We start from the raw sequence: 26,808 nt of genomic DNA on the forward strand, positions 1-26,808 counted from the left end.
TGTGACGTGTCAACAATAATGTACCAGGAGATTATTCCCATTCGAGGGCGTCGACCAACACTGCGAGATCCCCCGGTGTCGCGATAGCCAGCGGACGCTGCGAAGCCTTTCCATGCTCGGTGAGGAGGACTGCGCTGGCACGGACGCCATCTACGGTGGCCTCTGTGAGAGCATCGATAACCTCTTGCGCGCTGGCTGTGCGGGGCAGAAACTCGGCGCGGTCCTTCTTCTCGGCGAATTCCAGAACGGCGCTAATCGACGCCGCATTGACCACGCCATCGTCTCCCAAATCAGCCGCAATCCACCGGGCGATGACGTTGGTCGTCAGCAGCGCCTGGTAAGTCCCCGAATCATAGATAGGGATCTGCGAATAGCCGGTCTGGTTAATGAGCCGTAAGGCCTCCATGATTGGGGTTTCGGGGGCAAGAATGGTTACGTCACGGTCAGAAAGAAGGGACTGCGCTGTAGGCGGATCCGTGAGAAGGCGCTGCAGGTTTTCCAGCTGCGTGATGACCTGTGGGTGTGGGGTAGCGATGGGTGCGCCGTCGAAGTAGCGGCCATGGGCAATGGCATTGCGCAGGTTACCAAAGTCCTTCAGCTGTTCCGCTTGGCGCTTGCCCAACAGATGTTTGTCGTGTGCGCGATCAACAATCCACCAGAAAGAATCTGAATTCTTCGCCCCAATTGCCTGGCGGAGAAATTGTTCAATGTCGTTGAAGGCGGAAAAGAATCTGGCCAGGGAGTTATCGCTCATGAAGCCCCAGTGTACGGATTTGGCAGTGCGTGCTGTGTCCGGTCGCTAAAACACAATCACCGCGAGGACCCCGGTTGTTGGGGCACTCGCGGCGATAGGGCACTATGTGCTGTGCGCGTGTGATGCGCTGAAGCTTTAGAAGGCGACGCGCAGGATAGAAACCGTCACGGCTGCGATGGCTGCCGCTGCCGGGAGGGTGATAACCCACGCGAGGGCGATCGGCTTCATCAGCTTCCAGTTGGCGGCGTGGTTTACAATGCCGACGCCAAGGACAGCGCCGATAAGGATGTGGGTCGAGGAGACTGGCAGGCCCAGGAGGGACGCTGCCATGACGACGGCAGCGGCGGCCAGTTCAGCGGCGAAACCGGAGGAGGGGTGCATCTGAGTCAGGCCCGAACCGACCGTCTGGATAACGAAGCGGCCGATGAACCAGAGGCCAGAAATCAGGGCGATACCCATGGCCACCATGACCGGGAGAGGGACAGTGACTTCATCGGAAATCTGGTTCGTCCGCAGGACGTCGAAGACGGCGGCGAAGGGGCCAATAGCGTTAGCGATATCGTTCGAGCCATGCGAGAATGCGAAGGCCGAAGCAGTAAAGACCTGCATCCACGAGAAGAGAAGGAAGGTCGAGCGTGACAGGGACTTCTTCTTCAGGGAGCGGGCGAAGATAAACACAGCCATCCAGACCACGGCGCCTACCATGCCCATAACCAGGAAGTTCTCCAGGGTGGAGAAGTCAACGCCGGTGTTCTTCAACCCCTTGAAGAGCATCATCGCGGAAATAATGATGGCGCCCAAAGCGGCCAGCAGCGGGACCCAGTTCTCCAGGGCGCGGTGTGCATTGATGTCCTCAAGATCCTTGTTGAGGTTATGCAAGTCCCGGTAGTAGTCGGACTCGAGAGCCTCTGGGTCATAATCACCTTCCGCTGTGAGAGCAGCGTCACGAGCCATGGCGTTGGTGTAGGAAATCTGCTGCAGCTCGTTCATGCGCTCGAAGCGGGTCTTGTGCTCCTTGCGCAGCGCGGCACGGCGAACCTTGATCTCACGCAGGCGCTCGTCCGCAGCGTCGTTGTACACCAAGATGGAAGTCTTGATCCACTTGAAGAGAAGGAAGGCGGCAACACCACCAAGAACAGGGGAAAGGACCCAGGAGAAAGCGATGGTGCCAATGCCGCCCCACTGCACCATGTCCATGCCGCCCTTGCCGGTGATGAAGCCGACGGTCAGTGCAGCGCCGACGATACCGCCGACGATGGAGTGGGTCGTAGAAACCGGCCAGCCCATGCGGGTGGCGACGAGTAGCCAGATGGCAGCGCCTAGGAGCGATGCCATCATGATGTAGACGAACTCCATCGGGTCTAGACCGTCAATTGCATCAAGGTCCACGATGCCGGAACGGACGGTATCCGTCACCTCACCGCCAGCGAGGATGGCGCCGGATACCTCGAAGACCGCAGCGACCGCGAGGGCTTGCTTCATCGACAAGGTTCCTGCACCCACGGAGGTGCCGAAGGAGTTGGCGACGTCATTGCCGCCAATGTTGAAGGCCATGAATAGGGCGAAGATGATCGCTGTAATCAGGACTACGCGATTAGCCCCCTCAGCAACTTCTCCGTTGCTCCAAATGATGAAGAAGATCAGCGTGACAGCGGTGATGGCGCCGAAGAACAAGTGCCAAATCCAGTCCTTGTTCTTGCCATTCATCGATTCGAGGTCAGGCATCGTCGGCGTGGCGGTGCTCAAAACGTCGTTCCTTTCATGAAGAGAACGCTGCGTGATGAGGAAGCGCGGGCTGCCACAGGCAGGGCGAATGCGCCGTGAAAGCAGGGGATAATGTGCCTGTCGCGGTGCAGGGTGATGGCATCACGCACGGTTCTTTTATGCTTTTAAAGACAGAGCGGATCCCACCACAATCCGGCGGGAACTTGATCAGGGTAAAGCATCAAGATTGCCGGCAGGTAAACACTTCATGTATTTGAATTTAATCTGCACTTTTCTGGCACATTTGGGGGTGGTGCGACCTTTCATCGGCCGCACTAGTACTTTTAAGCGCAGTATTAAGACTTATAGACGCCTCGGCCCAAGGTATCGCACTGTTCCATCTTGCCGGTGTTATATCCAGCGAGGAAGGCCTGAGCGCGGTCCTCGGAGGAGCCGTGCGTCCACATGTCCGGGCGTACTTCGCCGCCCGAGCGGCGCTGGATGTTGTCATCGCCTACAGCACGAGCGGTGTTCACGGCATCGGTTACTTGTTGTTCAGTAATCGTTTCGAGCAAAGCGTCTTCGCCCTCATCGGCGTAGTGCGCCCAGAGGCCGGCATAGCAATCAGCTTGCAGCTCAATCTTCACAGCGTTGGAATCCTCGCCGGGCTCGTTGTAGTTGGACAAGCTGAGCGTGCCTTCCAGTTTTTGAATGTGGTGGCCAAACTCGTGGGCCACGATGTACATCTGGGCCAGAGGAGCATTCTCGCCGCCGAAATTGCGGAGCTGATCAAAGAAGGCGGTGTCGAAGTAGGCCGACTCATCCGCTGGGCAGTAGAACGGGCCCGTAGCGCCTGAAGCCTGGCCGCAGCCCGACATGGTGGTGTTGTTGAAGATGACGCGGCCCGGCTCGACGTACTCGATGCCTGCCTGATCCGGCAACTGCTGGGCCCAGACCTTGTCGACGGACTGGGCGGCGAACATGACGCGGCAATCGTCGTACTTATTGCCGTCCTCGGCAGTTTGGCAGTGCGCAAATGCGTCTTCGCCGCTTTCCTCTGGTCCCACCTGGGTCTGGTCGGTCTGGGGATCGCTTTCGGTGATGGCGCCGGGATCGCCGCCGAGGAGTAGATAGAGACCAATGAGAAGGAGAGAGCCAATGCCGCCGCCGGTAGCGATCATGCCGCCGCGGCCTCCACCGCCGGAGCTAGCTCGCTTACCATCAAAATTGGCGCCAGATTTAAAAGTCATGCCAGAGATTTTGCCACAAGCCGTAGGTGCTGTCTGCTCGATAAGTGGACTGCTGTTAAGCACACGGTGCTCACCCTAGCGCTGTGCAAGTCCGGTGTGGGCGGTAGACTTGGGCCGTTCAAGTACTTGCATCCCTCGGCGCGTGCTGTCTACGCGTGGCGTGTGTGGGTGCGAGCGTCAACAATGAGAAGGGATTGAACGAGAGTGCTGCGTACACATTTGGCAGGCGAACTGCGCAAGGAGATGGCAGGGGAGACCGTCACCCTGACGGGTTGGGTCGCTCGCCGTCGCGACCATGGCGGTGTTATCTTCATTGATCTGCGTGACCGCTCTGGCGTTGCCCAGGTGGTTTTCCGCGAATCTGAGGTAGCTGAGCGCGCCCACGATCTGCGTTCTGAATACTGCGTCAAGGTTACCGGCGTAGTGGAGCCGCGCCCGGAAGGTTCGGCTAACGCAAACCTGGCATCTGGTGAGATTGAGGTTAACGTCTCGGACCTGGAGGTGCTCAACAAGTCCGCAGCGCTGCCGTTCCAGATTGATGATCCGTCTTCTTCCGGTGAAGTCGGTGAAGAGACCCGTCTGAAGTACCGTTACTTGGACCTGCGCCGCGAGCGTCAGCACGAGGCTCTGCGCCTGCGCTCCGCCGCTAACCGCGCCGCCCGCGAAGTTCTGGACAACCACGACTTTACTGAGATTGAAACCCCGACCCTGACCCGTTCCACCCCGGAGGGCGCTCGTGACTTCCTCGTGCCCGCCCGCCTCAAGCCGGGCAGCTGGTACGCACTCCCGCAGTCTCCGCAGCTTTTTAAGCAGCTGCTCATGGTGGCCGGCATGGAGCGCTACTACCAGATTGCTCGCTGCTACCGCGATGAGGACTTCCGCGCGGACCGCCAGCCTGAATTTACGCAGCTCGACGTCGAAATGTCCTTCGTAGACCAGGACGATGTTATTGCACTAGCGGAAGAGATTGTATCCGCTCTCTGGAAGCTGATCGGCTACGAGATTAAGACGCCCATCCCGCGCATGACCTACGCCGATGCCATGAAGTACTACGGATCTGACAAGCCGGATCTGCGCTTCGACATCAAGATCGTGGAGTGCACCGACTTCTTCAAGGACACCACCTTCCGTGTCTTCCAGAACGAATACGTCGGTGCTGTCGTCATGGAAGGCGGAGCCTCCCAGCCGCGCCGCCAGTTCGATGCGTGGCAGGAATGGGCAAAGCAGCGCGGTGCGAAGGGCCTGGCTTATATCACCATCGCCGAGGACGGCACCCTGGGCGGCCCAGTGGCCAAAAACATTACTGACGCCGAGCGCGAGGGCATTGCCGAGCACGTCGGTGCTAAGCCGGGCGACGCCATCTTCTTCGCCGCCGGTGACGCAAAGTCTTCCCGTGCTTTGCTGGGCGCTGCGCGCGGTGAGATCGCAAAGAAGCTGGACCTTATCAAGGACGGCGACTGGGCCTTCACCTGGGTCGTGGACGCACCGCTCTTCGAGCCGGCCGCCGATGCCACCGCTTCGGGTGATGTGGCTCTGGGTCACTCCAAGTGGACGGCTGTCCACCACGCCTTTACCTCGCCGAAGCCGGAGTACCTGGATAACTTTGATGAGAATCCGGGAGAGGCCTTGGCCTACGCCTATGACATCGTCTGCAACGGCAACGAGATTGGCGGCGGCTCCATCCGTATCCACGACCAGGATGTGCAGAAGCGCGTCTTCGATGTCATGGGCATTGGTGAAGAGGAAGCGCAGGAGAAGTTCGGCTTCCTGCTCGACGCTTTCCAGTTCGGTGCCCCGCCGCATGGCGGCATTGCTTTCGGTTGGGACCGCATTGTCTCCCTGCTGGGCGGATTCGATTCCATCCGCGACGTCATTGCCTTCCCGAAGTCGGGCGGCGGCGTTGATCCTCTGACCGATGCTCCGGGCACCATCCCCGCTGAGCAGCGCAAGGAGACCGGCGTGGACTTCAAGCCGGAAAAGGCGGCTAAGGCTGCACAGGGTGAAAAGGCTGGGAAGGAGTCTTAAGACCGCGCAGCGCCGGTAAGGTAGTTGGGCCTACGACAAGTGGAGGCAGGCAAGCAAGTGAATTCGATGGGACACGAGTCCATGGACAGTTCTGCGGCTGATGCCGTGGTGGCGGAAGCATCGCTGATGATTTCCCGCCGCTATGGCGGCGAGCCTGAGCTGAGTGACATTCAACAGCTCACCGGCTCGGGCAATGCTGTGGTGCTTCGTGCCCGCACGACACCAAGTGCCTTCTTTCCACATCGGTCGGTCGTCATCAAGTACAACCCGGTCACCGGACACACTATTGATGACGCCGCACTCCTGCGTGAAGTGGTGGCCTATCAATTCACCACAGCGCTGTCTGAAGAGGTCCGCCCAGGCCCAGTCCTTCTTGCGCACGATGTGGAAAAGCGCATCCTCGTGCTCACCGACGCGGGCGATGGCGACACCTTGGCGGATGCCCTCGCCCACAGCAGCGATGAAGACCGCGTCGAGCTGCTCCGATCCCTGGGCAGCGCGCTGGGCAAGATGCACGCAGGAACCGCAGGGCGCGAGGAGGATTACGAGGCCCTGCTGAACCGTCAGCTGCGCCGGCATCCCGAATACGCTGAGCACCAGGCGCTGCGTGATGATTCGCTGAAGAGCTCCATCATGATCGGCGCTGACATTCTCAATGAGGCCGGACTGGAACCGCCGAAACACGTTCGCGAATTGGCTCGCACCGCCATGCAGAGCTTTAGTTCTGGCCGCAACCGCGCCTTTACCCCCTTCGATCTGTCCCCAGACAACATCATCGTGGGGACAGCGTTAACCTTCCTGGATTATGAATGGGCTGGTTTCCGTAACGTTGGCTTTGACGTGGCCTGCGTTGTTGCAGGCTTCCCACAATTCCTGTTCTCACGGCCGATTACTGATAGCGAAGCGGAAATCTTCATCCAAGCCTGGCAGCGCCGCATCGTCGATGTGTGGCCCCAGTTTGCTGATGAGAAGACGCTGCATGAATTGCTGGTGGCCTGCCTCATAGGCTGGGCCCTGTCGAGCGTGACCACCATGTATGCCGGCGGGATCGAAGGCGTTGTAGCCCTGGCGGAGGGCAACGCCGAGATTTATCGTGACCCGCATCGCTCGTTGCTTCGCCGTTCCGACCAGGGGCCGTTCACCGAGGATGAGGCTCTCATCCGCCGTGATCTTTATGAAACTTTCGAGGCGCTGTCGCGGTTTGCCGCGCAGTGCAAGAATGATGGATGCTCCGTGGTGGCCGCATTTGGCCGCGCAGTTGCTTCCCGTCTCCGGGAGTCCTGATGGGGCAGGAGTCACTCTTCGGCGATGACCAGTCAGCGCCCAGCCTGCCGGGTGGCCCCGATATGTTTGCAACTCATTCAGGCTCACCCCTTGCCGCGCGCTTGCGGCCGCAGAGCCTCGATGAAGTGGTGGGGCAGAAGCACCTACTGGAGCCGGGGACCCCGTTGCGCCGGCTGGTGGAGGGCTCGGGGGAAGCCTCGGTCATCCTGTACGGCCCGCCGGGAACCGGAAAGACAACGCTCGCCTCCCTGATCGCTTCCTCCTTGGGGGATAACTTCATTGGGCTTTCTGCCCTGGACTCTGGTGTTAAGCAAGTCCGCGAAGTGATCACTCATGCGCGTCGCGAACTCATCGAAGGTCGCCGCACGGTGCTCTTCATCGATGAGGTACACCGCTTCTCCAAAACCCAGCAGGATGCGTTGCTGGCGGCCGTGGAGAACCGCACTGTCCTTCTCGTGGCCGCGACCACCGAGAATCCTTCGTTTTCTGTGGTAGCGCCGCTGCTTTCGCGTTCGCTGTTGCTGCACTTGGAGCCGCTTGACGATGTCTCCCTCCGCAGCCTCGCGGAGCGGGCGCTGAGAAGTGAGCGCGGTTTGGCGGGGCGAATCACTGCCACGGAAGACGCTTTGGATCAGCTGGTGCTGCTCGCCGGCGGTGATGCTCGACGGACGCTGACCTATCTCGAGGCGGCCGCCGAAGCGGTGCCGGATGGCGGCGAGCTCACCGTCGACATTCTCAAAGACAACGTCAACCGCGCGGTCGTGCGCTATGACCGTGACGGGGACCAGCACTATGATGTTGTCTCCGCCTTTATTAAGTCCATCCGCGGCTCCGACGTGGACGCCGCGTTGCACTACCTTGCCCGCATGATTGAGGCCGGCGAAGACCCGCGCTTCATAGCGCGCCGGCTCATCGTGCATGCCTCCGAGGACGTTGGGATGGCGGATCCCACCGCTTTGCCCACCGCCGTGGCCGCGGCGGAGGCTGCGGCCCTGATTGGCCTGCCCGAGGCGCGCATCCCGCTGGCGCAGGCCACGATCCACCTGGCCACGGCGCCGAAGTCGAATTCCGTTATTAGTGCCATCAACGCTGCCCAAGCCGATGTCCAGGCCGGTAAGAGCGGGCACGTCCCGCCGCACCTGCGCGACGGCCACTACGAGGGTGCCAAGCGCTTGGGAAACGCCGTCGGCTACCGGTACCCGCATGATGATCCACGCGGTGTGCTAGCCCAGCAGTATTTACCGGAGACGCTCACCGATGTCGAGTATTATCAGCCCACCGACCACGGCGCGGAAAAACGGGTGCGCGAGTACCTGGGGAGGTTGCGGGGCATCATCCGGGGGCGGCGTCGCTAAGCAGAGCACCGGACGGGTAAAGTTGAGCGCTGACTAGAAACCATTCAACAGTGAAGGACTTTTGCTCGTGAAGACTCATGAGATCCGGGAACGCTTTACCCAGCACTTCGTCAAGGCCGGCCACGAGGCCGTGCCCAGCGCATCGCTGATCCTGGATGACCCGAACCTGCTCTTCGTCAACGCCGGCATGGTTCCCTTCAAGCCCTACTTCTTGGGCCAGCAGAACCCGCCTTTTGCTAACGGTACGGCGACCTCTATCCAGAAGTGCGTGCGCACCCTGGATATCGAGGAAGTAGGCATTACCACCCGCCACAACACCTTCTTCCAGATGGCAGGCAACTTCTCCTTTGGCCAGTACTTCAAGGAGGGGGCCATTACCCACGCCTGGAACCTGTTGACGAACTCGGTAGAGGATGGTGGCTTGGGGCTTGACCCCGAGCGTTTGTGGGTCACGGTCTACCTCGATGACGATGAAGCAGCCGATATCTGGCACAACAAAATCGGTGTTCCCCGCGAGCGCATTCAGCGCCTCGGCATGGAGGATAATTACTGGTCCATGGGCATTCCTGGCCCGTGCGGACCGTGCTCCGAGATCTACTATGACCGTGGCCCGGAATATGGCCAGGACGGTGGTCCCGTCGCGGACGATAATCGCTACATGGAGATCTGGAACCTGGTCTTCATGCAGAACGAGCGCGGCGAAGGCATTGGCAAGGGCAACTTTGAGATCGTGGGCGAGCTGCCCAAGAAGAACATCGATACCGGCATGGGCATCGAGCGCGTCGCCTGCATCCTGCAGGACGTGGACAATGTGTACGAAACGGACCTGTTGCGCCCAGTCATCGACGTAGCCGAAGAGCTCACCGGTGCGAAGTACGTTCCGGATGCGCCGAAGGAAGACCTGATCCGTTTCCGCGTGGTGGCGGACCACTCGCGTACCGGCATGATGCTCATCTTGGATGGCGTTACCCCCGGTAACGAGGGCCGCGGCTACATCCTGCGTCGCCTGCTTCGTCGCATCATTCGCTCCGCCAAGTTGTTGGGCGCGAAAGGCGAGACCATGGAGCGCTTCATGAACACCATCATGGACACCATGACGCCGTCCTACCCGGAGATCGCAGAAAACCGCGAGCGTATTCTGCGCGTTGCCGTGGCAGAGGAGAAGGCCTTCCTCAAGACCTTGGAATCGGGTACCAAGCTTTTCGACGAAGCCGTGACCGAGCTGAAGAGCACCTCCCGCGCAGCTACCCCGAAAGTCCTGTCCGGTGAAAAGGCCTTCGAGCTGCACGATACCTATGGTTTCCCCATCGACTTGACCCTGGAAATGGCGCAGGAAGTCGGTTTGACCGTAGACATGGAAGGCTTCGACGCCGCCATGGGCGAGCAGCGCCGCCGCGCCAAGGCTGATAACCAAGCCAAGAAGCATGGTCATGCTGATCTGTCTCTGTACCGCGAGTGGGTGGATAACCACCCGACGCTGTTCACGGGCTACGAGACCTTGGAGTCGGACGCCAAGGTCATCGGTCTTGTGCGCGATGGCGAGAAGGTCTCCGAGGTCCAGGCAGGGGACACGGTCGAGGTTATCTTGGACCAGTCGCCGCTCTACGCCGAAGCCGGTGGCCAGACCGCCGACCGCGGCCGCATTATCGCGGGCGAGACCCTGCTGGAGGTCAAGGATGTTCAGAAGATTGGCAAGAAGTTGTGGGTTCACAAGGCCACGGTGACCGCCGGTGGCCTTGAGCTGGGCAATGGCGTGACCGCCGCAGTTGACCAGCAGTGGCGCCACGGCGCCGTGCAGGCGCACTCCGCAACGCACCTTATCCACGCCGCGCTGCGCCAGGTGCTGGGCCCGACCGCAGTCCAGGCTGGTTCCTTGAACCGTCCGGGCTACCTGCGCTTTGATTTCAACTACACCGACCAGCTCACGCAGGAGCAGCTCGATGAGATCGCTTTGGTGACCAACCAGGCGGTGGACCAGCACTTCCCGGTCAATACCATCGAGACCTCCTTGGAGAAGGCCAAGGAGATGGGGGCGATGGCCCTCTTTGGTGAGAACTACGGTTCTGAGGTCCGCGTCGTGGAGATGGGCGGCCCCTTCTCCATCGAGCTCTGCGGTGGTACGCACGTGAAGAACACTGCAGAGATCGGCCCGGTATCTGTCCTCGGCGAATCCTCCGTGGGTTCGGGCGCGCGCCGCATCGAGGCTTATTCGGGCCTGGATGCATTCCGCTACTACTCGAAGGAGACCGCCCTCGTCGAGGGGGTCTCTCGTGAGCTCAAGGTCCAGACTGAGGACCTGCCGGAGCGCATCGCGCAGCTGACGGAGAAGCTCAAGGCCGCAGAGAAGCAAATCGCCGAGCTTCACAAGGCCCAGCTCATGTCCCAGACCGCGGAGATGATCTCTACTGCGAAGACCGTCAACGATTTCACCCTCGTGGCTGTCAAGCTGCCTAAGGGGGTCAACGGTGGAGACTTGCGCACACTGGCTTCTGATATCAAGAACCGTCTCGGTGATGCCGCCGGTGTGGTTGTCCTGGCATCGGAGAACGAGGGCGGCAAGCTCCCGTTCATCGTTGGCGCCACTAAGCCTGCAGTCGAGCGCGGTGTCAAGGCTGGTGACTTGGTCAAGGTTATTTCTGGCTATGTCGACGGCAAGGGCGGCGGAAAGCCGGACATGGCCCAGGGCTCGGGCGCGAACGCGGACGGCCTGCAGGCGGCCTTCAATGCTGTACGCGACGAGCTCGGTCAGCACTAGTAAGGTGCATGCAAATAGCTGAGTCGCAGAATCAGGAGGAGCACGATGGCCGTAGAGCCTGACAAACCAGGCGTCGACGATCCCGGCCCGGGGCGCCGTTTGGGCCTCGACGTCGGTACCGTCCGCATCGGCGTGGCGGTATCTGACCGAGACGCGCGCTTGGCCATGCCGGTCGAAACCGTCCGGCGTGAGACCGGGTTTAAGGACCGCGACAAGGGCGATATTGACCGTTTGCTCGAGCTGATCCATGAGTATGACGCCGTCGAGGTGGCCGTTGGCCTGCCGCGTGATCTCAAAGGCAACGGCTCATCAAGTGTTAAACATGCCAAGGAAATCGCGTTTCGTATCCGCCGCCGCTTGGCAAAAGATGACAGGATGAAAGAACCTCCGCCCGTACGCATGGTGGATGAGCGCCTCACTACGGTGGTGGCAACCTCTGCTTTGCGGGCCTCTGGCGTGTCAGAGAAGCGTGGTCGCTCGGTCATTGACCAAGCTGCCGCGGTGGAAATTTTGCAGTCCTGGCTGGATGCGCGCCATTTCGCGTTGCACGGCCACAGCCCTTCAAACGTAGGAGACGAAGTACGTGAGCCGTAAACCTTCACGCATCGGACGCTCGATGGAACCTCAATATGTCAAGCGCCGTCAGCGCGGCATGGCCGTGCTCATCGCAAGCTTGGTCCTTATCATTGGCGGACTCGGCTACATCGGCTTCCGCCTTCTGGGAGGGGGCAGTACCTTGGACTACGAGGGGCAAGGCAACGGTGTCACACAGCTTGTTCAGGTCCCAGAAGGCTCCTCCATGGGTGAATTAGCACCCGAGCTGGCAGAAAAGAACGTGGTGAAGACATCCGAAGCTTTCTCCTCAGCGGCCAACTCCAACCCACGCGCAAGCCAAATCAAACCCGGCTTTTACCGTCTCCAGGAGGAGATGAGCGCGAAGGCCGCTGTCGAAGCGCTGCTCGATGAAGCCAATATGGTGGACCTCCTCGACGTCCAAGGCGGTGCCACGCTGCTCGACGTCAACGTGCTTGGCGGTGATGTTCGCTACGGCATTTACTCCTTGATTTCCCAGGTCTCGTGCAAGGAAGGCGGCTGCGTCTCCGCTGAAGAGCTCGAGAAGATTGCGGCCACCGTGGACCCAGCTGAGCTGGGCGCACCGGAGTGGGCCCTGGAAGAGATTCGCGCACGAGGCGAGGACCCGAAGCGCCTTGAGGGGCTGATTGCCCCGGGCCAGTACGTGCTGGATCCGAACATGGATGCCCAGGAGATTCTGACGGACCTGATCACCCGCTCTACGAAGAAGTACAACGACACCAACATCGTTGACCGCGCCCAAGCAATTGGTCTGAAGCCCTATGAGCTTCTAACTGCCGCTTCATTGGTGGAACGCGAGTCCCCGGCCGGTGAATTCGACAAGGTTGCTCGAGTGATCCTCAACCGCCTCGATGAACCGATGCGCCTCGAGTTGGACTCCACCGTGAACTATGGCCTCGAGGACGTGGAGCTGGCCACCACCGATGAGGACCGCCACCGCGAGACGCCATGGAATACCTACGCCAAGGACGGTCTGCCTGATTCGCCGATTGCCTCGCCTTCGGAGGAAGCTATCCAGGCCATGGAGAACCCGGCGGAAGGAAACTGGCTCTTCTTCGTCACCGTCGATGACAAGGGCACCACCGTGTTTACCGATAACTACGATGAGCACCTTGCCAACGTCGATGATGCGGTGCGCTCTGGCATCCTGGACAGCCAGCGCGAGGCCGAAGGTGCGCCGCCAGCCGAGGAGCAGTAAACCAATGCCGCGCGCCGCAGTCGTGGGCAGCCCCATTGCCCACTCGCTCTCACCAGTCCTGCATAACGCTGGGTATGAGGCCCTGACCCTGAAGGAGTGGGACTATACCAAGCATGAGGTGACGGACTTGCCGGCCTTCCTCGCCGAAGTAGGCGAGGAGTACTGCGGTTTCTCCGTCACCATGCCGCTCAAATTTGATGCCCTTGCTTGTGCCGATATCGTCAGCGAGCGAGCTGAGCTCATTGGCTCCGCGAACACCTTGGTACGCACCCCGGAAGGGTGGCGCGCGGATAACACGGATACCGAAGGCGTGCTGGGCGCGCTCGATGAGCTTTTGGGCTCTTCCCAGCCGTCTTCGGCGCTGCTCATCGGCGCCGGCGGAACCGCGCGGCCGGTCCTGTGGGGGCTGGCTCAGCGTGGCGTGAAGGACGTTACCGTGTTGAATCGCTCCGACCGTTTAGCTGAGCTGCGTCCGCTCGCTGACGCCCTCGGTCTCACACTCCATGCGGCAACCTTCGAGGATGATCTAGCAGGCCTTGCGAGAGCAGTAGATCTCCTTGTCTCCACCGTGCCCTCTGCTGCGTTGGAGGGATACCTGACGCAGCTGGCCAAGGCTCCGGTTTTTGACGTTATTTATGATCCGTGGCCTACTCCGCTCACTGTGCATGCGGCCGCTGATGGCTACCGGGCCGTCGGCGGGCACATCATGCTGGCTAATCAGGCTTATTCGCAATTTGAGCAGTTTACCGGGCATACTGCCCCGCGGGCAGAGATGCTGGCGGCGCTCAACAAGGCGCTCAAGCTGCCCTAAGCAAGTCCCCACAGCTTGGTGCGTGCGTCTTGTCCGCCCACGCGGTAGGCTGCGGGACCATGGGGGAACTGCTTTTCTTGGCGTGGGGGTGCGCTTTAATTATTTATGACCTGCGTTTCAAACGCCTGCCTAACTATCTGACTCTGCCTGCCGCAGCCTTATCGCTGTGCTGGTTCAGCGTGGCCGGGCTGCTGTGGCCGGGTATCTACGTGGTGGCGGCGTTGCTAAGCCGCGCCGGAAGCATCGGCGGGGGAGACCTCAAACTGGCGCTGCCGCTGGGAATGGTGACCGCACACGTGGCGGGCGTACCGGGGGTTGCGCTGGCGATGATGGGGGCGTCGCTGAGCACGGTGCTCTGGGGCTATATAACCAGGGATAGGACACCCGCGCATGGACCCGGGATGTTGATTGCCGCAGGACTTGTTGTGTTATTTAGCCCCGACATGGTGTGATAGCAGGCCTAGTGGCCCCGAAGGAACCCTTGGCGTGTGATAATAGTCCGCATGCTTCGTTGGACTACCGCAGGTGAATCTCACGGCCAGGCACTCGTTGCACTCATTGAGCACATGCCGGCCGGGGTTCCCGTTTCCCAAGACGATATTGCTCTCCAGCTCTCTCGCCGCCGCCTCGGCTACGGCCGCGGCGCCCGCATGAAGTTTGAAGCTGATGATCTCACTCTGCTCAGTGGCATTCGCCACGGCCTTACCCTGGGTAGCCCCATCGCTATCATGATTGGCAACACGGAGTGGCCAAAGTGGACCACCATCATGTCCCCGGATGCGCTAGATCTCGATGACCCGGAGACTGCTAAGGCGATGGCTTCCGGTCGCGGTGCTCCGCTCACTCGTCCACGCCCTGGGCACGCCGATTTCGCCGGCATGGTGAAGTTTGATCACGCGGAGGCCCGTCCCATTCTGGAGCGTTCCTCCGCACGCGAGACCGCTGCCCGCGTCGCCGCGGCCACCGTTGCCCGCAACTTCCTTCGCGAAACCCTGGGAGTCGAGGTGCTGTCCCACGTCATCTCCATTGGTGCCTCAGAACCTTATGAGGGCCCGCACCCTAGCTTTGCGGACCTTGAGGCCATCGACGCCTCTCCGGTTCGTGCCTGCGATAAGGCCGCAGAGGAATCGATGATCTCAGAAATCGAGACCGCCAAGAAGCAGGGCGATACCCTCGGCGGCATTGTAGAGGTCATCGTGGAGGGCCTGCCGATTGGTTTAGGCTCCCATACCTCGGGGGAGGACCGTCTCGACGCGCAGCTCGCCGCCGCCTTGATGGGGATTCAGGCGATCAAGGGCGTTGAAGTAGGCGACGGCTTCGCTGAGGCGCGCCGTCGCGGAAGCGAGGCCCACGATGAAATGGTGCGCACCGATGAGGGAGTGGACCGGGAGAGTAACCGGGCTGGTGGCCTGGAAGGCGGCATGACTAATGGCCAGACGCTGCGTTTGCGTGCGGCGATGAAGCCGATTTCTACCGTCCCGCGCGCCCTGAAGACCGTTGATATGGTTACGGGTGGGCCAGCCACTGCCATCCATCAGCGTTCTGATGTCTGTGCAGTTCCAGCGGCTGGCGTGGTGGCCGAAGCCATGGTGGCTCTCGTCCTTGCGCGTGCCGTGTTGGAGAAATTTGGTGGCGATAGCTTAGCCGAGACCAAGCGAAACATTGCTGCCTACCAGGATTACGTGGCTAGCCGCTTGGATTGGGGTGAGGCATGAATTCCCCGCACGTCGTTCTCGTAGGGCCTCCTGGCTCCGGAAAGACCACCATTGGCCGGCGCCTCTCGCGCGCGCTGAACTGCGAGGTTGTTGACTCTGATGCCCTCATCGAGGCCCGCTACGGCAAGGCTTGCGGCGAGATTTTCTCTGAGCTGGGTGAACCAGCATTCCGTGAGGTCGAAGCCGAAGCGGTGCGCGAGGCACTCGCCACTACTGGCGTGGTGAGTCTAGGCGGCGGGGCAGTGCTGACCGAATCTACACGCGCCCTGCTCGATGGCCTGACTGTTGTATTCCTTGATATCACCCCCGAAGAAGGCGTAACCCGCACGCTGGGGGACAGCAACCGTCCCGTGCTGGAGTCTGCGGACCCGCTGGCGCACTACACCCAACTTTTGGAAACGCGCCGACCCCTCTACAGCGAGGTCGCTGACTTAAAGGTGCGCACTGGTGTGCGCTCCCCGCAGCAGGTGGTGGGTGACATCTTGAGCTTCCTCGAAACCCTCTAGGACGACGAAACTTCTTTACCCGCTACGTGTCGACGCCTCACGAACCCTGCCACCCCAGCCGAAGGAGCACCACCCATGCACACCATTGCTGTTAATGGACCATCGCCTTATGAGGTCACTCTTGGCAGTGGCCTGAGTACCGCCATGATTGAGCGCGCCGCGGCGATTGGGGCGGCTAAGGTGGCAATCATCCACCAACCGCCGCTCGCGCAGGCTGCCCAAGACTTAGTTAAACAGGCTCGCGTACAGGGGATTGAGGCCACCGCAGTTGCGGTCCCCGATGCCGAAGCCGCCAAACAGATCGACGTGCTCGCCCGCTTGTGGGATATCTTCGGAGAAGTAGGTTTTAGCCGCCGCGATGCCGTCATTGGCCTAGGCGGCGGTGCGGTAACTGACCTGGCTGGGTTTGCTGCGGCGACGTGGATGCGCGGCATCCCGGTGATTCAGGCGCCGACGACGTTGCTCGCCATGGTGGATGCCGCCGTGGGCGGCAAAACCGGCATCAACACAGCCGCGGGAAAGAACCTGGTTGGGGCTTTCCATGAGCCGGACTCAGTCTTTGTTGATGTGGAGCATTTGCGCACGCTGCCAGCCGAGGAAATCGTCGCCGGTTCTGCAGAGATTATCAAGACTGGCTTCATCCATGACCCGCAGATCATTGAGCACTACCTGAAGGATCCCGCCACATGCCTTGAGCCCGACGGCCTGCTGCCGGAGCTCATCGAGCGTTCTATTGCGGTCAAGGCCCACGTGGTGGGTCAGGACTTGAAGGAATCCGGGCTGCGCGAGACTCTCAATTACGGCCACACCTTTGGCCACGCCGTGGAGCGTCGCGAGAACTACTCGTGGCGACACGGCCGCGCGGTAGCGGTGGGCATGATGTTCATTGCCCACCTATCCCACGCGCGCGGGCTTATCGATGCCAACCTCGTGGCCACGCACCGCGACATCTTGACCAGGATTGGGCTGCCGACCACTTATGAGCAGGACCATTTCGAGGAGCTGCTGGATGCAATGCGCCATGACAAGAAGAACCGCGGCGGCCACATCCGCTTTGTAGCGCTCACCGGGATCGGGGAAACCACGCGCTTGGAAGACGCCACTGATGAGGAGCTGCGCGCAGCCTACGCGCAGCTGACCGTATAGGAATTTAAGGAGTTCGCCATGACCATTCTCGTCCTCAACGGCCCGAATCTGAACCGCTTGGGCAAGCGCCAGCCAGAAATCTATGGCAGCGAAACTTTGGAGGATATAGAGACTCGCGTCCGCGCGGCGGCGGGGGAGGAAGAGATCGTCTTCTTCCAATCCAACCACGAGGGCGAACTCATTGAACAGGTGCATCGCGCTGCCGACGAAGGCTGGCCTGTCATCATCAACCCGGGCGGTTTTACACATACCTCGGTGGCACTGCGTGATGCCCTGGCGGAGGTAGCCGATGGCCCCGGATTCGTCGAGGTGCACCTATCCAATGTGCATGCGCGGGAAGCATTTCGGCAGCACTCTTACCTGAGCCCCATCGCTCGCGGTGTTATCGCGGGCCTCGGCTCTTATGGATATGTCGCGGCACTGGGGTACTTCCTGGCAGATTAGCTATCATGGAGTATCGCTTGAATTGATTGGAGTGGTTCTCTCATGGCATTAGCCGATACTCGTTATGGCAACCGCCGCCGCAAGCTCATGACTGAGCTGACTGGTCAGCGCATTGACGCCATTATCGTTACCCACCTGACGCACGTGCGTTACTTGACCGGCTTTTCGGGATCGAATGGTGGACTGCTGTTGCGCAAGGACCTCTCCGCGCTCATGGCAACGGACGGTCGCTACACCACGCAGATCGCGGAAGAAGTTCCGGACATCGAAGCCAGCCTTGGTCGCGATGTAGGCCCGCACTTGCTGGGGCAGGTTTCTCAAGATCTGCGGGTGGGCTATGAAGCCGACTACGTCACTGTCGCACAACTGCAGCGTCTGGAGAAAGCAAAGCCGGAGGGCGTGACTCTGGTACCGGTCACCGGCGTGATTGAGAAGATTCGCCTGGTCAAGGATAACGTTGAGCTGCAGAAGCTCGAAGAGATAGCGGCCTTGGCCAACCAGGCGCTCACCGATCTCGTAGAGGCTGGGGAGGTCGCCGCTGGGCGCACGGAACGCCAAGTCGCTGCCGATTTGGAATACCGCATGCGCATGCTCGGCTCGGAGCGCGTGAGCTTTGACACCATTGTGGCTTCCGGTGAAAACTCCGCTAAGCCCCACCACGGTGCGGATGACCGCGAGTTGCGCAAGGGGGATTTGGTTACGATCGACTTCGGTGCCCACCTGCGCGGCTTTAACTCCGACTGCACACGCACCTTCGCTATCGGTGAGGTCACTGAGTTTGCCCGTGAAATCTACGACATTGTCCTGCGCGCCCAGGAGGCAGGTGTGAAGGCAGCGGTGCCAGGTGCCAAGCTTGTCGACGTCGACGCGGCCTGCCGTGACATCATCACTGAGGCCGGCTATGGCGAGTACTTCGTTCACTCGACTGGCCACGGAATCGGCCTCGACGTGCACGAAGGGCCCTCCGCAGCGAAAACCGGCAAGGGCGAGCTCGCCGAAGGGATGACGCTGACCATTGAGCCGGGCATCTACGTTCCTGGTAAGGGCGGCGTGCGGATCGAGGACAGCCTGTTTATTACCTCAGGGGCACCAAAGATCATCACGGCCTATCCGAAGGAACTTCAGGTGCTGTAGCCAGCACCCCTTCGTACCGTGCAGCAGCCGCGTACGGTATGCTTAGACACTGTTTTCATAGTTTCGACTACAAGTTATTTGGGAGAGTCATTTCATGGCAGATACCACTGATTTCAAGAACGGCCTCGTTCTGAAGATCGACAACAAGCTGCAGCAGATCGTTGAATTCCAGCACGTCAAGCCTGGCAAGGGTCCTGCATTCGTGCGCACCAAGCTCAAGGATGTGGTCTCTGGCAAGGTCACCGACAAGACCTTTAACGCTGGTGTGAAGGTGGAGACCGCCAACGTTGACCGCCGCGACATGACCTACCTGTACAACGATGGCCAGAACTACGTGGTCATGGATGATAAGACCTACGAGCAGTACGAGCTGCCGTTTGATAAGTTCGGCGACGCCGGCAAGTTCCTCTTGGAAAACATGCGTGTCCAGGTCTCCTTCCACGACGGCGACGCTCTGTTCGGTGAGCTTCCGATCTCCGTTGACCTGAAAGTTGAGCACACCGAGCCAGGTCTGCAGGGTGACCGCTCCAACGGCGGCACCAAGCCGGCGACACTCGAGACCGGTGCCGAGATCCAGGTGCCGCTGTTCATCGAGACCGGTAACACCCTCAAGATCGATACCCGCACTGGCGAGTACCTCTCCCGCGTCAACAACTAAGATGACCCGACCAGAGCCTAACTATAAGCGGCACACCGCGCGCTACCGCGCGCGCCGCCGAGCTGCGGATATTCTCTTCGAAGCAGAATCACGCGACGTTGATCCGGTAGCCATCGTGGAAGACCGCGTCGAGCTTGCTCGCGACCCGGAAAACGGCGTGGCGCCGATCGCGGACTACACCCGCGAAATTGTCAGCGGAGCAGCTGAAGAGCTGGACGCCATTGACGATGCGATTGCTCGTTACCTCTCCAGCGAGTGGTCGCTCGAACGCATTCCCGCCGTTGACCGCGCGATCATGCGAGTATCGGTATGGGAAATCCTCTTCAACGCGGATGTTCCGAACGCTACCGCGCTCGTTGAAGGCGTGGAGCTTGCTTCCGAATACTCCAATGACAAGGCCGCGCCTTATATCCATGCGGTGCTGGATGACGTCATCCAATCACAGTCTGCGGATAGCCCGATGGCCTCGTCCTCTGCCGAGGAGCCCGCAGAGCCCGCAGAGCCCGCTGAGACTGCGGAAACGGAAGGGGACACCGAATAGGGACCCACCGCTGGCGTTAATTGTTTCGCCAGCCCTTTCCAGAAAAACTCCGGCCAGTTAGCTTTGCGGACTGGCCGGAGTTTTGTCTTGGACGGGTTCAAATAGAAAACTGCCCTTGTTGCCAAAGATCTGGCCAGATCTTGAGGTGAGGGCGAGAAACTTTGGCAACAAGGGCAGTTGCGGCGGTGGTGCCGCGCGTGCGTCGGTGGTTGCAGTGCAGTGCGCTAGAGCAGCGAAGAGAGGAAATCCTTCGTGCGCTGGTGCTGAGGATTGTCCAAGACCTGCTGTGGGGTGCCGGTTTCGATGACGCTGCCGCCGTCCATGAAAACGATGGTGTCGGCGACCTCCCGGGCAAAGCCCATCTCGTGGGTGACAACGAGCATGGTCATGCCATCGGCGGCAAGTTCCTTCATCACGCGGAGCACCTCACCGACGAGCTCGGGGTCGAGGGCGGAGGTGGGCTCGTCGAAAAGCATGAGCTTCGGGTCCATCGCAACCGCGCGAGCAATGGCGACGCGTTGCTGCTGACCACCAGAGAGCTGGACTGGGTAGGCGTCCGCCTTGTGCGCGAGGCCAACCTTTTCCAGCAGCTCCATGGCCTTTTTCTTTGCCTGCTCCGGGTTCTGCTTCTTTACCTGGATGGGGGCCTCGATCATGTTTTCCAGCACGGTGCGGTGGCTAAAAAGATTGAATTGCTGAAAAACCATGCCGATATCTTGGCGCTGGGCGGCGGCTTCTTTCTCGGAGATTTCATAGAGCACGCCGTTGCGCTCGCGGAAACCAATCAGTTCGCCGTCGATGTAGAGGCGGCCGGCCGTGACCTTCTCCAGGTGATTACAGCAGCGCAGGAAGGTGGACTTACCAGAACCGGAGGGCCCCAGAAGGCACGTGACCTCACCCGGCATGACGGTGAGGTCGATGCCTTTGAGAACCTCAAGTTGGCCGAAGGACTTGTGCACATTTTGTGCGGAAATCATGGGTGTCGGCATTAGTTCTTTACCTCCGGGATGACAGAGACGTTGCGGGGAATGGTTCCTTCGGCATCCGCCAGCGCGGCCAACTGGCGGCCGGTGAGCTCGCGGGTGGCGCCGCGCTCAAAGCGGCGCTCTAAGAAGTACTGGCCCACCATGAGCAGAGAGGTGATGGCCAAATACCACGTCGCCGCGACCATAAGCAGGGGGATGGGCTCGAAGAGCGCAGCCGAAATGTCCGTGGCGCGGCCAAAAATCTCCGCCGTGTAGGGAATAGCAACCACAAGTGAAGAAGTCTTGAGCAGTGAAATAAACTCGTTGCCGGTCGGCGGGATGATGATGCGCATGGCCTGCGGGAGCACAGTGCGGCGCATGGTCATCCACCATCCCATTCCCAGGGCCTTGCTGGCTTCCTTCTGGCCCTCCGGAACAGAAGAGATACCGGAGCGAACAATCTCCGCCATGTATGCGGCTTCGTTCAAGCCTAAGCCTAAGACGGACAAGAGGAATGCGTTATTGAGTACCTCGGTGAGGGAAATCTCTGTGAATCCAAGGTTGATGGATTGGTAGAGGGCTGAAAGTAGACCCCAGAAGACGAGCTGCACGTAGATTGGGGTGCCACGGAAGAGCCAGAGGAAGACCCACGACACGCCACCTAGCACAGGGTTAGGGGACATGCGCATCACCGCGAGGGCAGCGCCGCCTACGACGCCGATGATCATTGCCAGAATCGTAATGGCAATGGTGTGCAGGGCAGCGGTGGCAATCCGAGTATCGAAAAGATACTGGAAATACGTGCCCCACCCGAAGGCTTCGTTGCGTGCCGAGGAGATGATGAACCATACGGCAAGCAGAGCGAGGACAGTGGCGAATACCCAGCGCCAGGGGTGACGCAGTGGGCGGGCTTCGATCTTTTCTGGGGCAGTCGAAGCCGATGAATTCGACGCTGCCGGGAGAGAGGAGTTAGTCATTGATCGGCCTTTCGTTAATCATTGCGTGTTCGACGAGTCCGTCGTCAACACCCCATTTATCGAGAATTTCAGCGTATGCCCCGGTATCGATGAGATGCTGGAGTGCCGCCGCCACGGCAGGGCCGAGGTCTGAATCCTTTGGCACGGCGAAGCCGTAGGGTGCGGCGTCGAACATCTTGCCGACCATGGACATACGTCCATCTGAGCGGTTGACAGCCCATGCGGAGACTGGTGAATCCGCAGAGAGGGCGTCCGCGCGGCCCATCAAAACCGCAAGGGCGGCGTTATCGCTTGTGTCATAGGGCAGGATGGTCAAGTTACCATCGCAGGCTTCCTGCTTGGGACGCAGATCGTCGGTCTCCGACACCGTCGTGCGCTGCACCGCGACGGTAAGGCCACAGGGATTCGATGGATCGACCTTGTGGGGGCCGTCGGTGAGTTCTGCCCACTGGATGCCGGCGTAGAGGATGTCGACGAAATCGAAGTTTTCCCGGCGCTCATCGGTATCGGTGAACCCGGAACCGCCGAGATCAATCTGTCCCGACTGAACCGCCGGCAAGATCATGGAGAAGTCTTGTTCCACTGGCTGGAACTTGAGCCCCAATACTTGGGCGACTGCATTGGCTAGGTCCATTTCCAAGCCGATGATCGAGCCGTCGGAGTCCTTGAACTCGAACGGCGCGAACGGTGGGTTCGTGCCGACGGTGAGGACACCATCGGTGTCCTGATACATCGCGGCAATCTCGGGAACTTCGTCCACGTTGGGCGCGGACCAGCCCTCTGGCAGCGCTGGCTCCTCGTTGGTGACGCAGCCGGAGAGGGCAACGGAGGCCAGCGCTCCGACAGCGCCCACGATGGCCTTCTTCTTATTCATGCTTTAACTCTCTTGATAACTTGCGGCTTTGCGCCTATCCACGGCGATGAAAATAGCGACGATGATGCCGCCGAGCGCGAACATAAGCAGGATAAGCGGTGTGGAAGCATCCTGGTCTGCGCCCCACGGCCACAATGCGCGAAGCGAGCCCAGCATAAAGCCGGCCATGGCGGCCAAGGTCGGATCGCGGTGGGTATCGAGTAGGTAATTCAAAACCTTGACGAACGCGACAAGGCCGCACAGCGCGCCGAGGGCGAAGACGCCCACGATGGTCATGTTCCGGTCAGAGACCGCGCCAATGACAGGCTGGTAGAGGCCCATCGTCAGCAAGATGAGTGAGCCCGATACGCCGGGGAGAACGAGCGCGCAGACGGCCACCATGGCCGCCAAGAACACCACAATCAGGCTGGGGTCTTCGACAGGAGTTGAAGTAAAGCCGGTAACGAAGAAGATCGCGACGGTGGCGATGATGAATGCGGCGATGGACGCGGGCGTAAACCGCGACATCATGCTTATTGGAACGATGATGGACACGGCGACCATGCCGAGGAACAATGCGCGGGACAAGGACACTTGTCCTTCCACAAAGTTGTGGAGCAGCGTGGAAAAACCGAAGACGGCAAGGAACATGCCGGCGGCGACTGAGAGGAGGAAGCCCCACTCAACCTTTTTGAAACGGCCGGAAATGAGATCATTGGCGTTGTGCAAAGCGCGTTCATAGATGCCTACGATGAGCGCCACGGTGCCTCCGGAAATACCGGGGACCAACTCGGCCATGCCAATGAGGGCGCCGCAAATGGCGTTAAGAATATAGTGCATAAACCGAAAGTAACGTTGACAGTCTCCTCGGTGGGGATGCCGTGCCGAAGGAGAGGAATGGGCAGATGACTCCTTATTCTCTCACTCCGCGAAGGGCTTATGCAAACTATTCAGCCCATAGAAGGTTATACGTTGCCTACATCGGCAAGCGCTTGGCCACCTCGCCGTAGATCGAACCCAGGATGGCGAAGGCAGCGAGGCCTACGAGGCCGTCGAGAAGCACGGTGTAGAAAGTGTTGAGCTGCGGATCGTCCGAGGACGCCGCAGACTTACGCAGCTCCTGGTAGTAGGAGGAGCCTTCCACCTTGGAGGAAACCTCCTTGTCGGCACTCGAATCTGCGGCAGTAGCCACGGTGGTACCACCCAAGGTGAGGGCAACGGCGGTGCTCACAGCGATGATAGTGCGACGCATGGTAACGGATTCCTTTCGGTTGAAAACGCTAACACCCCACAACAGGGTCTGTTGCGGGGTGGAATTGTGCCCCTGGTGAGACTCGAACTCACACTACACGGGTTTTGAATCCGTTGCCTCTGCCAATTGGGCTACAGGGGCGCACAAGCAACGATAGTAGCGCAGCCGACCAATGTGAACCTAATTGCCTGCCTACGGCCCTCAACGGTGCCGCTCCGTGCAACACGTTAGGATGGGCCGGGTGACTACTTCTCAGCCCCGACTCTTGCTCATTGACGGCCACTCCATGGCCTTTCGCGCATTTTATGCACTGCCCGCGGAGAACTTTTCCACCTCGGGTGGCCAGCACACGAACGCGGTATACGGCTTCCTGTCCATGCTGGCGAATATCCTCGCCGAGGAGAAGCCGGACTTCGTCGCTGTAGCCTTCGACGTGGGCCGCAAGACCTTCCGTACCGACATGTTCCCCGAGTACAAGGCGCAACGAGAGGCCGCCCCCGAAGAGTTTCGCGGCCAGGTTGAGCTCATTCGTGACGTGCTGGAAACGTTGGGAATTACCACGCTCTCGCGCGAGAATTTCGAGGCCGATGACATCGTGGCCACGTTGTCCACACAGGCGGGCGCGGACTATGAGACTTTCCTGGTTACCGGTGACCGCGACTATTTGCAGCTTGTCGACGACTCCACGACCGTCCTTTATCCCATGCGCGGGGTGTCCAAGCTGCATCGCTTCACACCGGAGGCGGTGAAGGAGAAGTACGGCCTGAGCCCCGAGCAGTACCCGGATTTCGCAGCCCTGCGCGGAGATCCTTCCGATAACTTGCCTTCCGTTCCGAAAGTGGGGGAGAAGACCGCCACGAAATGGATTACCCAGTATGGTTCCCTCGATGGCCTCATCGAGCATGCCGAGGAAATCAAGGGAGTGGCGGGCCAGAACTTCCGCGACCGCATTGAACAGGTCAAGCTCAACCGGAAGCTCACCCAAATGGTGACGGACATGGACCTGGAGGTTGGACCGGCAGACCTGGAATTCAAGGGAGCGGTCGCTAGCGAGGTCGCGGCTCGCTTCGACGAGTTGGAATTTGGCACCAACCTGCGCGAGCGGGTCCTCAACGCCGTCCCGCACGATGCCGCCGCCGAAGCTGCCGCGGCGGAGGAAACGCCGGATGTATCGGTGACCGTGGTGGACACGCCGCTGGCTAAGTGGCTCGAAGGTAAAAAGCATGTCGCGGTATTCGTGCAGGGTGACGGAACCCCAGGTGCAGGAGATGCGGCAGCGCTAGCACTGGTCGATTCAGCTTTTGAAGGACTCCAGATTGAATTGGCGGACCTGGATGCAGAAGATGACGCCGCCCTGGCCGCGTGGTTGTCATCAGATGCGCCGAAGTATGTGCACGAGGCAAAGGCTACTTGGCACATGCTGGCGGGGCGAGGGATTGAACTACGTGGAATTGCCCATGACACAGCCCTGGCGGCCTACCTCCTGCGCCCAGGTCAGCGCACGTATGCGTTGACGGACGTGTACCAGCGCCATCTGCAGAAGTCCTTGGGGGTGGCCACGGAGCAGCTTTCCCTCTTGGATGACAATCAACTTGTAGAACAGGCCGGCGCCATCATGGAGCTGGCGGCAGAACTGACTAGTCAACTCCAAGAGATTGATTCCTTCGAGTTGTATACGGACCTTGAGTTGCCGCTCGTGACCATCCTGGCCCAGATGGAGGCCGCTGGTATTGCAGTTGACCGCGATGTCTTGGAAACGCAGCGTGATGCTTTCATTGAGCAGGTCAATGAGCAGGAACGCGCCGCCCGCGAGTTGGCTGGTGATGATTCTCTTAACCTGAATTCCCCGAAGCAGCTGCAGGCGGTGCTCTTCGATACTTTCGATATGCCGAAGACGAAGAAGACTAAGACAGGTTATTCGACCGCAGCTAAGGAAATTGAGCAGCTGGCCGCTACCCATCCGCACCCCTTCCTGGATCACCTGCTGGCGCACCGCGAATACCAGAAAATGAAGACGACGCTGGAGGGGCTCATCAAGACCATTCAGCCGGATGGCCGCATTCACACCACGTTTAACCAGACGGTGACTTCAACCGGCCGCCTATCCTCGACCGAGCCGAATCTGCAGAACATCCCGGTGCGCACGGAGGCTGGTCGCCAGATCCGCTCGGCCTTCGTGGTCGGTGAAGACTTCGAAACCTTGATTACGGCCGATTACTCGCAGATTGAGATGCGAGTCATGGCGCACCTCTCTGCCGACCCTGGGCTTATTGAGGCCTACCGGGAGGGTGAGGACCTCCATAACTACGTTGGTTCCAAGGTCTTCGATGTTCCTGTCGATGAGGTCACCCCAGAGCTGCGCCGCCGAGTCAAGGCCATGTCCTATGGCTTGGTCTATGGGCTATCCGCATTTGGCTTGTCGCAACAGCTGGGCATCCCCGCACGGGAAGCCAAGGAGATCATGGAGAGCTACTTTGAGCGATTTGGTGGTGTAAAGCGCTACCTCGACGAAGTTGTCGTGCAAGCTCGAAAGGACGGCTACACCTCCACGGTCTTCGGGCGCCGCCGCTACCTACCGGAGCTGAACTCCGATAATCGTGTTGCTCGCGAGAACGCCGAGCGCGCAGCGCTCAACGCCCCGATTCAGGGAACTGCAGCAGACATTATCAAGGTGGCCATGATTCGCGTGGACAAGGCGCTTGAAGGTTTGGCCTCGCGCGTCTTGCTCCAGGTTCACGATGAACTCGTCGTGGAGGTGGCTCCCGGCGAAGCGGAGGACGTCCAGCGCATCGTGGAGCGAGAGATGGACAAGGCTATCGAGTTGACTGTGCCCCTTGAAGTCTCCGTTGGTGTGGGCAAAAACTGGGATGCCGCAGCGCACTAAGGC

The 26,808-nt window shown here is 60.1% G+C and carries 24 protein-coding genes and 1 tRNA gene; 16 read left to right on the forward strand and 9 right to left on the reverse strand.

The features are described 5' to 3' along the window. Positions 1-31 precede the first annotated feature (31 nt). From HMPREF2896_RS08990 to HMPREF2896_RS09000, 3 genes are all read right to left on the reverse strand, one after another. Positions 32-754: a CBS domain-containing protein gene (locus tag HMPREF2896_RS08990; RefSeq protein WP_070446832.1), complete on the reverse strand. Its 723-nt coding sequence runs from the start codon at positions 752-754 to the stop codon at positions 32-34. A 135-nt stretch (positions 755-889) separates the two neighbouring features. Next, positions 890-2,500: an inorganic phosphate transporter gene (locus HMPREF2896_RS08995; protein ID WP_070719223.1), complete on the reverse strand. Its 1,611-nt coding sequence runs from the start codon at positions 2,498-2,500 to the stop codon at positions 890-892. Between the two features lie 314 nt (positions 2,501-2,814). Next, positions 2,815-3,708: a KPN_02809 family neutral zinc metallopeptidase gene (locus HMPREF2896_RS09000; protein ID WP_070446836.1), complete on the reverse strand. Its 894-nt coding sequence runs from the start codon at positions 3,706-3,708 to the stop codon at positions 2,815-2,817. Positions 3,709-3,912: 204 nt separating this feature from the next. On the opposite strand from HMPREF2896_RS09000, the gene aspS reads away from it, so the two are divergent. The 15 genes from aspS (at position 3,913) to nusB (ending at position 19,874) form a co-directional block, all read left to right on the forward strand. Continuing rightward, entirely contained in the window at positions 3,913-5,733 is a 1,821-nt protein-coding gene (aspS, locus tag HMPREF2896_RS09005; protein ID WP_070719224.1) for an aspartate--tRNA ligase, read from the forward strand. 81 nt (positions 5,734-5,814) lie between these two features. Further along, positions 5,815-7,017 carry a phosphotransferase gene (locus HMPREF2896_RS09010; RefSeq protein ID WP_070644991.1) on the forward strand — a complete coding sequence of 401 codons (1,203 nt, stop codon included), beginning with the start codon at positions 5,815-5,817 and terminating at the stop codon, positions 7,015-7,017. Next, positions 7,017-8,372, forward strand: a complete 1,356-nt coding sequence (locus HMPREF2896_RS09015) for a replication-associated recombination protein A (RefSeq protein ID WP_070719225.1) — start codon at positions 7,017-7,019, stop codon at positions 8,370-8,372. Before HMPREF2896_RS09010 ends, HMPREF2896_RS09015 begins: the two co-directional genes overlap by 1 nt. 67 nt (positions 8,373-8,439) lie before the next feature. Then, positions 8,440-11,127 carry an alanine--tRNA ligase gene (gene alaS, locus HMPREF2896_RS09020; RefSeq protein WP_070719226.1) on the forward strand — a complete coding sequence of 896 codons (2,688 nt, stop codon included), beginning with the start codon at positions 8,440-8,442 and terminating at the stop codon, positions 11,125-11,127. A 45-nt stretch (positions 11,128-11,172) separates the two neighbouring features. Continuing rightward, positions 11,173-11,721: a Holliday junction resolvase RuvX gene (ruvX, locus tag HMPREF2896_RS09025; protein ID WP_070446844.1), complete on the forward strand. Its 549-nt coding sequence runs from the start codon at positions 11,173-11,175 to the stop codon at positions 11,719-11,721. A gap of 22 nt (positions 11,722-11,743) precedes the next feature. Beyond that, positions 11,744-12,919 (forward strand): endolytic transglycosylase MltG, encoded by a 1,176-nt coding sequence (gene mltG / locus HMPREF2896_RS09030; RefSeq protein ID WP_070644989.1) that lies wholly within the window; start codon positions 11,744-11,746, stop codon positions 12,917-12,919. 4 nt (positions 12,920-12,923) lie between these two features. After that, positions 12,924-13,730, forward strand: a complete 807-nt coding sequence (locus HMPREF2896_RS09035; RefSeq protein ID WP_070446846.1) for a shikimate dehydrogenase — start codon at positions 12,924-12,926, stop codon at positions 13,728-13,730. 59 nt (positions 13,731-13,789) lie between these two features. After that, positions 13,790-14,182: a prepilin peptidase gene (locus HMPREF2896_RS09040; protein ID WP_070644867.1), complete on the forward strand. Its 393-nt coding sequence runs from the start codon at positions 13,790-13,792 to the stop codon at positions 14,180-14,182. Between the two features lie 51 nt (positions 14,183-14,233). Then, complete coding sequence (gene aroC / locus HMPREF2896_RS09045; RefSeq protein WP_070719228.1) at positions 14,234-15,445, forward strand: chorismate synthase; 1,212 nt, start codon at positions 14,234-14,236, stop codon at positions 15,443-15,445. Beyond that, positions 15,442-15,951, forward strand: coding sequence for a shikimate kinase (locus HMPREF2896_RS09050; RefSeq protein ID WP_070446851.1), 510 nt, complete (start codon positions 15,442-15,444; stop codon positions 15,949-15,951). The genes aroC and HMPREF2896_RS09050 overlap by 4 nt, the downstream gene beginning before the upstream one ends. A 75-nt stretch (positions 15,952-16,026) precedes the next feature. Next, complete coding sequence (gene aroB / locus HMPREF2896_RS09055; RefSeq protein WP_070719230.1) at positions 16,027-17,097, forward strand: 3-dehydroquinate synthase; 1,071 nt, start codon at positions 16,027-16,029, stop codon at positions 17,095-17,097. An 18-nt stretch (positions 17,098-17,115) separates the two neighbouring features. Next, entirely contained in the window at positions 17,116-17,541 is a 426-nt protein-coding gene (gene aroQ / locus HMPREF2896_RS09060) for a type II 3-dehydroquinate dehydratase (RefSeq protein WP_070446855.1), read from the forward strand. Positions 17,542-17,583: 42 nt separating this feature from the next. Continuing rightward, positions 17,584-18,675 (forward strand): M24 family metallopeptidase, encoded by a 1,092-nt coding sequence (locus tag HMPREF2896_RS09065; protein ID WP_070719231.1) that lies wholly within the window; start codon positions 17,584-17,586, stop codon positions 18,673-18,675. Between the two features lie 94 nt (positions 18,676-18,769). Further along, entirely contained in the window at positions 18,770-19,333 is a 564-nt protein-coding gene (gene efp / locus HMPREF2896_RS09070; RefSeq protein WP_070446858.1) for an elongation factor P, read from the forward strand. 1 nt (position 19,334) lies between these two features. After that, positions 19,335-19,874, forward strand: a complete 540-nt coding sequence (nusB, locus tag HMPREF2896_RS09075) for a transcription antitermination factor NusB (protein WP_070719234.1) — start codon at positions 19,335-19,337, stop codon at positions 19,872-19,874. 224 nt (positions 19,875-20,098) lie between these two features. Here the strand turns inward: nusB and HMPREF2896_RS09080 are convergent, their stop codons facing one another. The 6 genes from HMPREF2896_RS09080 to HMPREF2896_RS09105 form a co-directional block, all read right to left on the reverse strand. Further along, positions 20,099-20,863 (reverse strand): amino acid ABC transporter ATP-binding protein, encoded by a 765-nt coding sequence (locus HMPREF2896_RS09080; RefSeq protein ID WP_070719236.1) that lies wholly within the window; start codon positions 20,861-20,863, stop codon positions 20,099-20,101. Further along, complete coding sequence (locus tag HMPREF2896_RS09085; RefSeq protein ID WP_070446865.1) at positions 20,863-21,816, reverse strand: amino acid ABC transporter permease; 954 nt, start codon at positions 21,814-21,816, stop codon at positions 20,863-20,865. The genes HMPREF2896_RS09080 and HMPREF2896_RS09085 overlap by 1 nt, the downstream gene beginning before the upstream one ends. Further along, positions 21,809-22,690, reverse strand: a complete 882-nt coding sequence (locus tag HMPREF2896_RS09090; protein ID WP_070719239.1) for an ABC transporter substrate-binding protein — start codon at positions 22,688-22,690, stop codon at positions 21,809-21,811. The genes HMPREF2896_RS09085 and HMPREF2896_RS09090 overlap by 8 nt, the downstream gene beginning before the upstream one ends. 3 nt (positions 22,691-22,693) lie before the next feature. Next, entirely contained in the window at positions 22,694-23,509 is an 816-nt protein-coding gene (locus tag HMPREF2896_RS09095; protein WP_070446869.1) for a DUF368 domain-containing protein, read from the reverse strand. A gap of 136 nt (positions 23,510-23,645) precedes the next feature. Beyond that, positions 23,646-23,921, reverse strand: a complete 276-nt coding sequence (locus HMPREF2896_RS09100; protein WP_070446871.1) for a hypothetical protein — start codon at positions 23,919-23,921, stop codon at positions 23,646-23,648. Between the two features lie 67 nt (positions 23,922-23,988). Continuing rightward, positions 23,989-24,062, reverse strand: a tRNA-Leu gene (locus HMPREF2896_RS09105). Positions 24,063-24,153: 91 nt separating this feature from the next. Between HMPREF2896_RS09105 and polA the strand changes: the two genes are divergently transcribed. Then, on the forward strand, positions 24,154-26,805 hold the full coding sequence (gene polA / locus HMPREF2896_RS09110) for a DNA polymerase I (protein WP_070644857.1): 2,652 nt from the start codon (positions 24,154-24,156) through the stop codon (positions 26,803-26,805). The last annotated feature ends 3 nt before the right edge of the window (positions 26,806-26,808 follow it).

The organism is Corynebacterium sp. HMSC069E04 (genome assembly GCF_001813175.1).
GTDB classification, from domain to species: Bacteria; Actinomycetota; Actinomycetes; order Mycobacteriales; family Mycobacteriaceae; genus Corynebacterium; species Corynebacterium aurimucosum.

Coding starts and splice junctions, on each gene's coding strand:
- HMPREF2896_RS09050 (WP_070446851.1), top strand. CDS start 15,442: ATGAATTCCCCGCACGTCGTTCTCGTAGGGCCTCCTGGCTCCGGAAAG.
- HMPREF2896_RS09065 (WP_070719231.1), top strand. CDS start 17,584: ATGGCATTAGCCGATACTCGTTATGGCAACCGCCGCCGCAAGCTCATG.
- HMPREF2896_RS08990 (WP_070446832.1), bottom strand. CDS start 754: ATGAGCGATAACTCCCTGGCCAGATTCTTTTCCGCCTTCAACGACATT.
- HMPREF2896_RS09035 (WP_070446846.1), top strand. CDS start 12,924: ATGCCGCGCGCCGCAGTCGTGGGCAGCCCCATTGCCCACTCGCTCTCA.
- efp (WP_070446858.1), top strand. CDS start 18,770: ATGGCAGATACCACTGATTTCAAGAACGGCCTCGTTCTGAAGATCGAC.
- HMPREF2896_RS09040 (WP_070644867.1), top strand. CDS start 13,790: ATGGGGGAACTGCTTTTCTTGGCGTGGGGGTGCGCTTTAATTATTTAT.
- aroQ (WP_070446855.1), top strand. CDS start 17,116: ATGACCATTCTCGTCCTCAACGGCCCGAATCTGAACCGCTTGGGCAAG.
- polA (WP_070644857.1), top strand. CDS start 24,154: ATGGGCCGGGTGACTACTTCTCAGCCCCGACTCTTGCTCATTGACGGC.
- HMPREF2896_RS09015 (WP_070719225.1), top strand. CDS start 7,017: ATGGGGCAGGAGTCACTCTTCGGCGATGACCAGTCAGCGCCCAGCCTG.
- HMPREF2896_RS09090 (WP_070719239.1), bottom strand. CDS start 22,690: ATGAATAAGAAGAAGGCCATCGTGGGCGCTGTCGGAGCGCTGGCCTCC.
- aroC (WP_070719228.1), top strand. CDS start 14,234: ATGCTTCGTTGGACTACCGCAGGTGAATCTCACGGCCAGGCACTCGTT.
- HMPREF2896_RS09100 (WP_070446871.1), bottom strand. CDS start 23,921: ATGCGTCGCACTATCATCGCTGTGAGCACCGCCGTTGCCCTCACCTTG.
- aroB (WP_070719230.1), top strand. CDS start 16,027: ATGCACACCATTGCTGTTAATGGACCATCGCCTTATGAGGTCACTCTT.
- HMPREF2896_RS09010 (WP_070644991.1), top strand. CDS start 5,815: ATGGACAGTTCTGCGGCTGATGCCGTGGTGGCGGAAGCATCGCTGATG.
- HMPREF2896_RS09085 (WP_070446865.1), bottom strand. CDS start 21,816: ATGACTAACTCCTCTCTCCCGGCAGCGTCGAATTCATCGGCTTCGACT.
- nusB (WP_070719234.1), top strand. CDS start 19,335: ATGACCCGACCAGAGCCTAACTATAAGCGGCACACCGCGCGCTACCGC.
- HMPREF2896_RS09095 (WP_070446869.1), bottom strand. CDS start 23,509: ATGCACTATATTCTTAACGCCATTTGCGGCGCCCTCATTGGCATGGCC.
- HMPREF2896_RS09080 (WP_070719236.1), bottom strand. CDS start 20,863: ATGCCGACACCCATGATTTCCGCACAAAATGTGCACAAGTCCTTCGGC.
- ruvX (WP_070446844.1), top strand. CDS start 11,173: ATGGCCGTAGAGCCTGACAAACCAGGCGTCGACGATCCCGGCCCGGGG.
- mltG (WP_070644989.1), top strand. CDS start 11,744: ATGGAACCTCAATATGTCAAGCGCCGTCAGCGCGGCATGGCCGTGCTC.
- HMPREF2896_RS09000 (WP_070446836.1), bottom strand. CDS start 3,708: ATGACTTTTAAATCTGGCGCCAATTTTGATGGTAAGCGAGCTAGCTCC.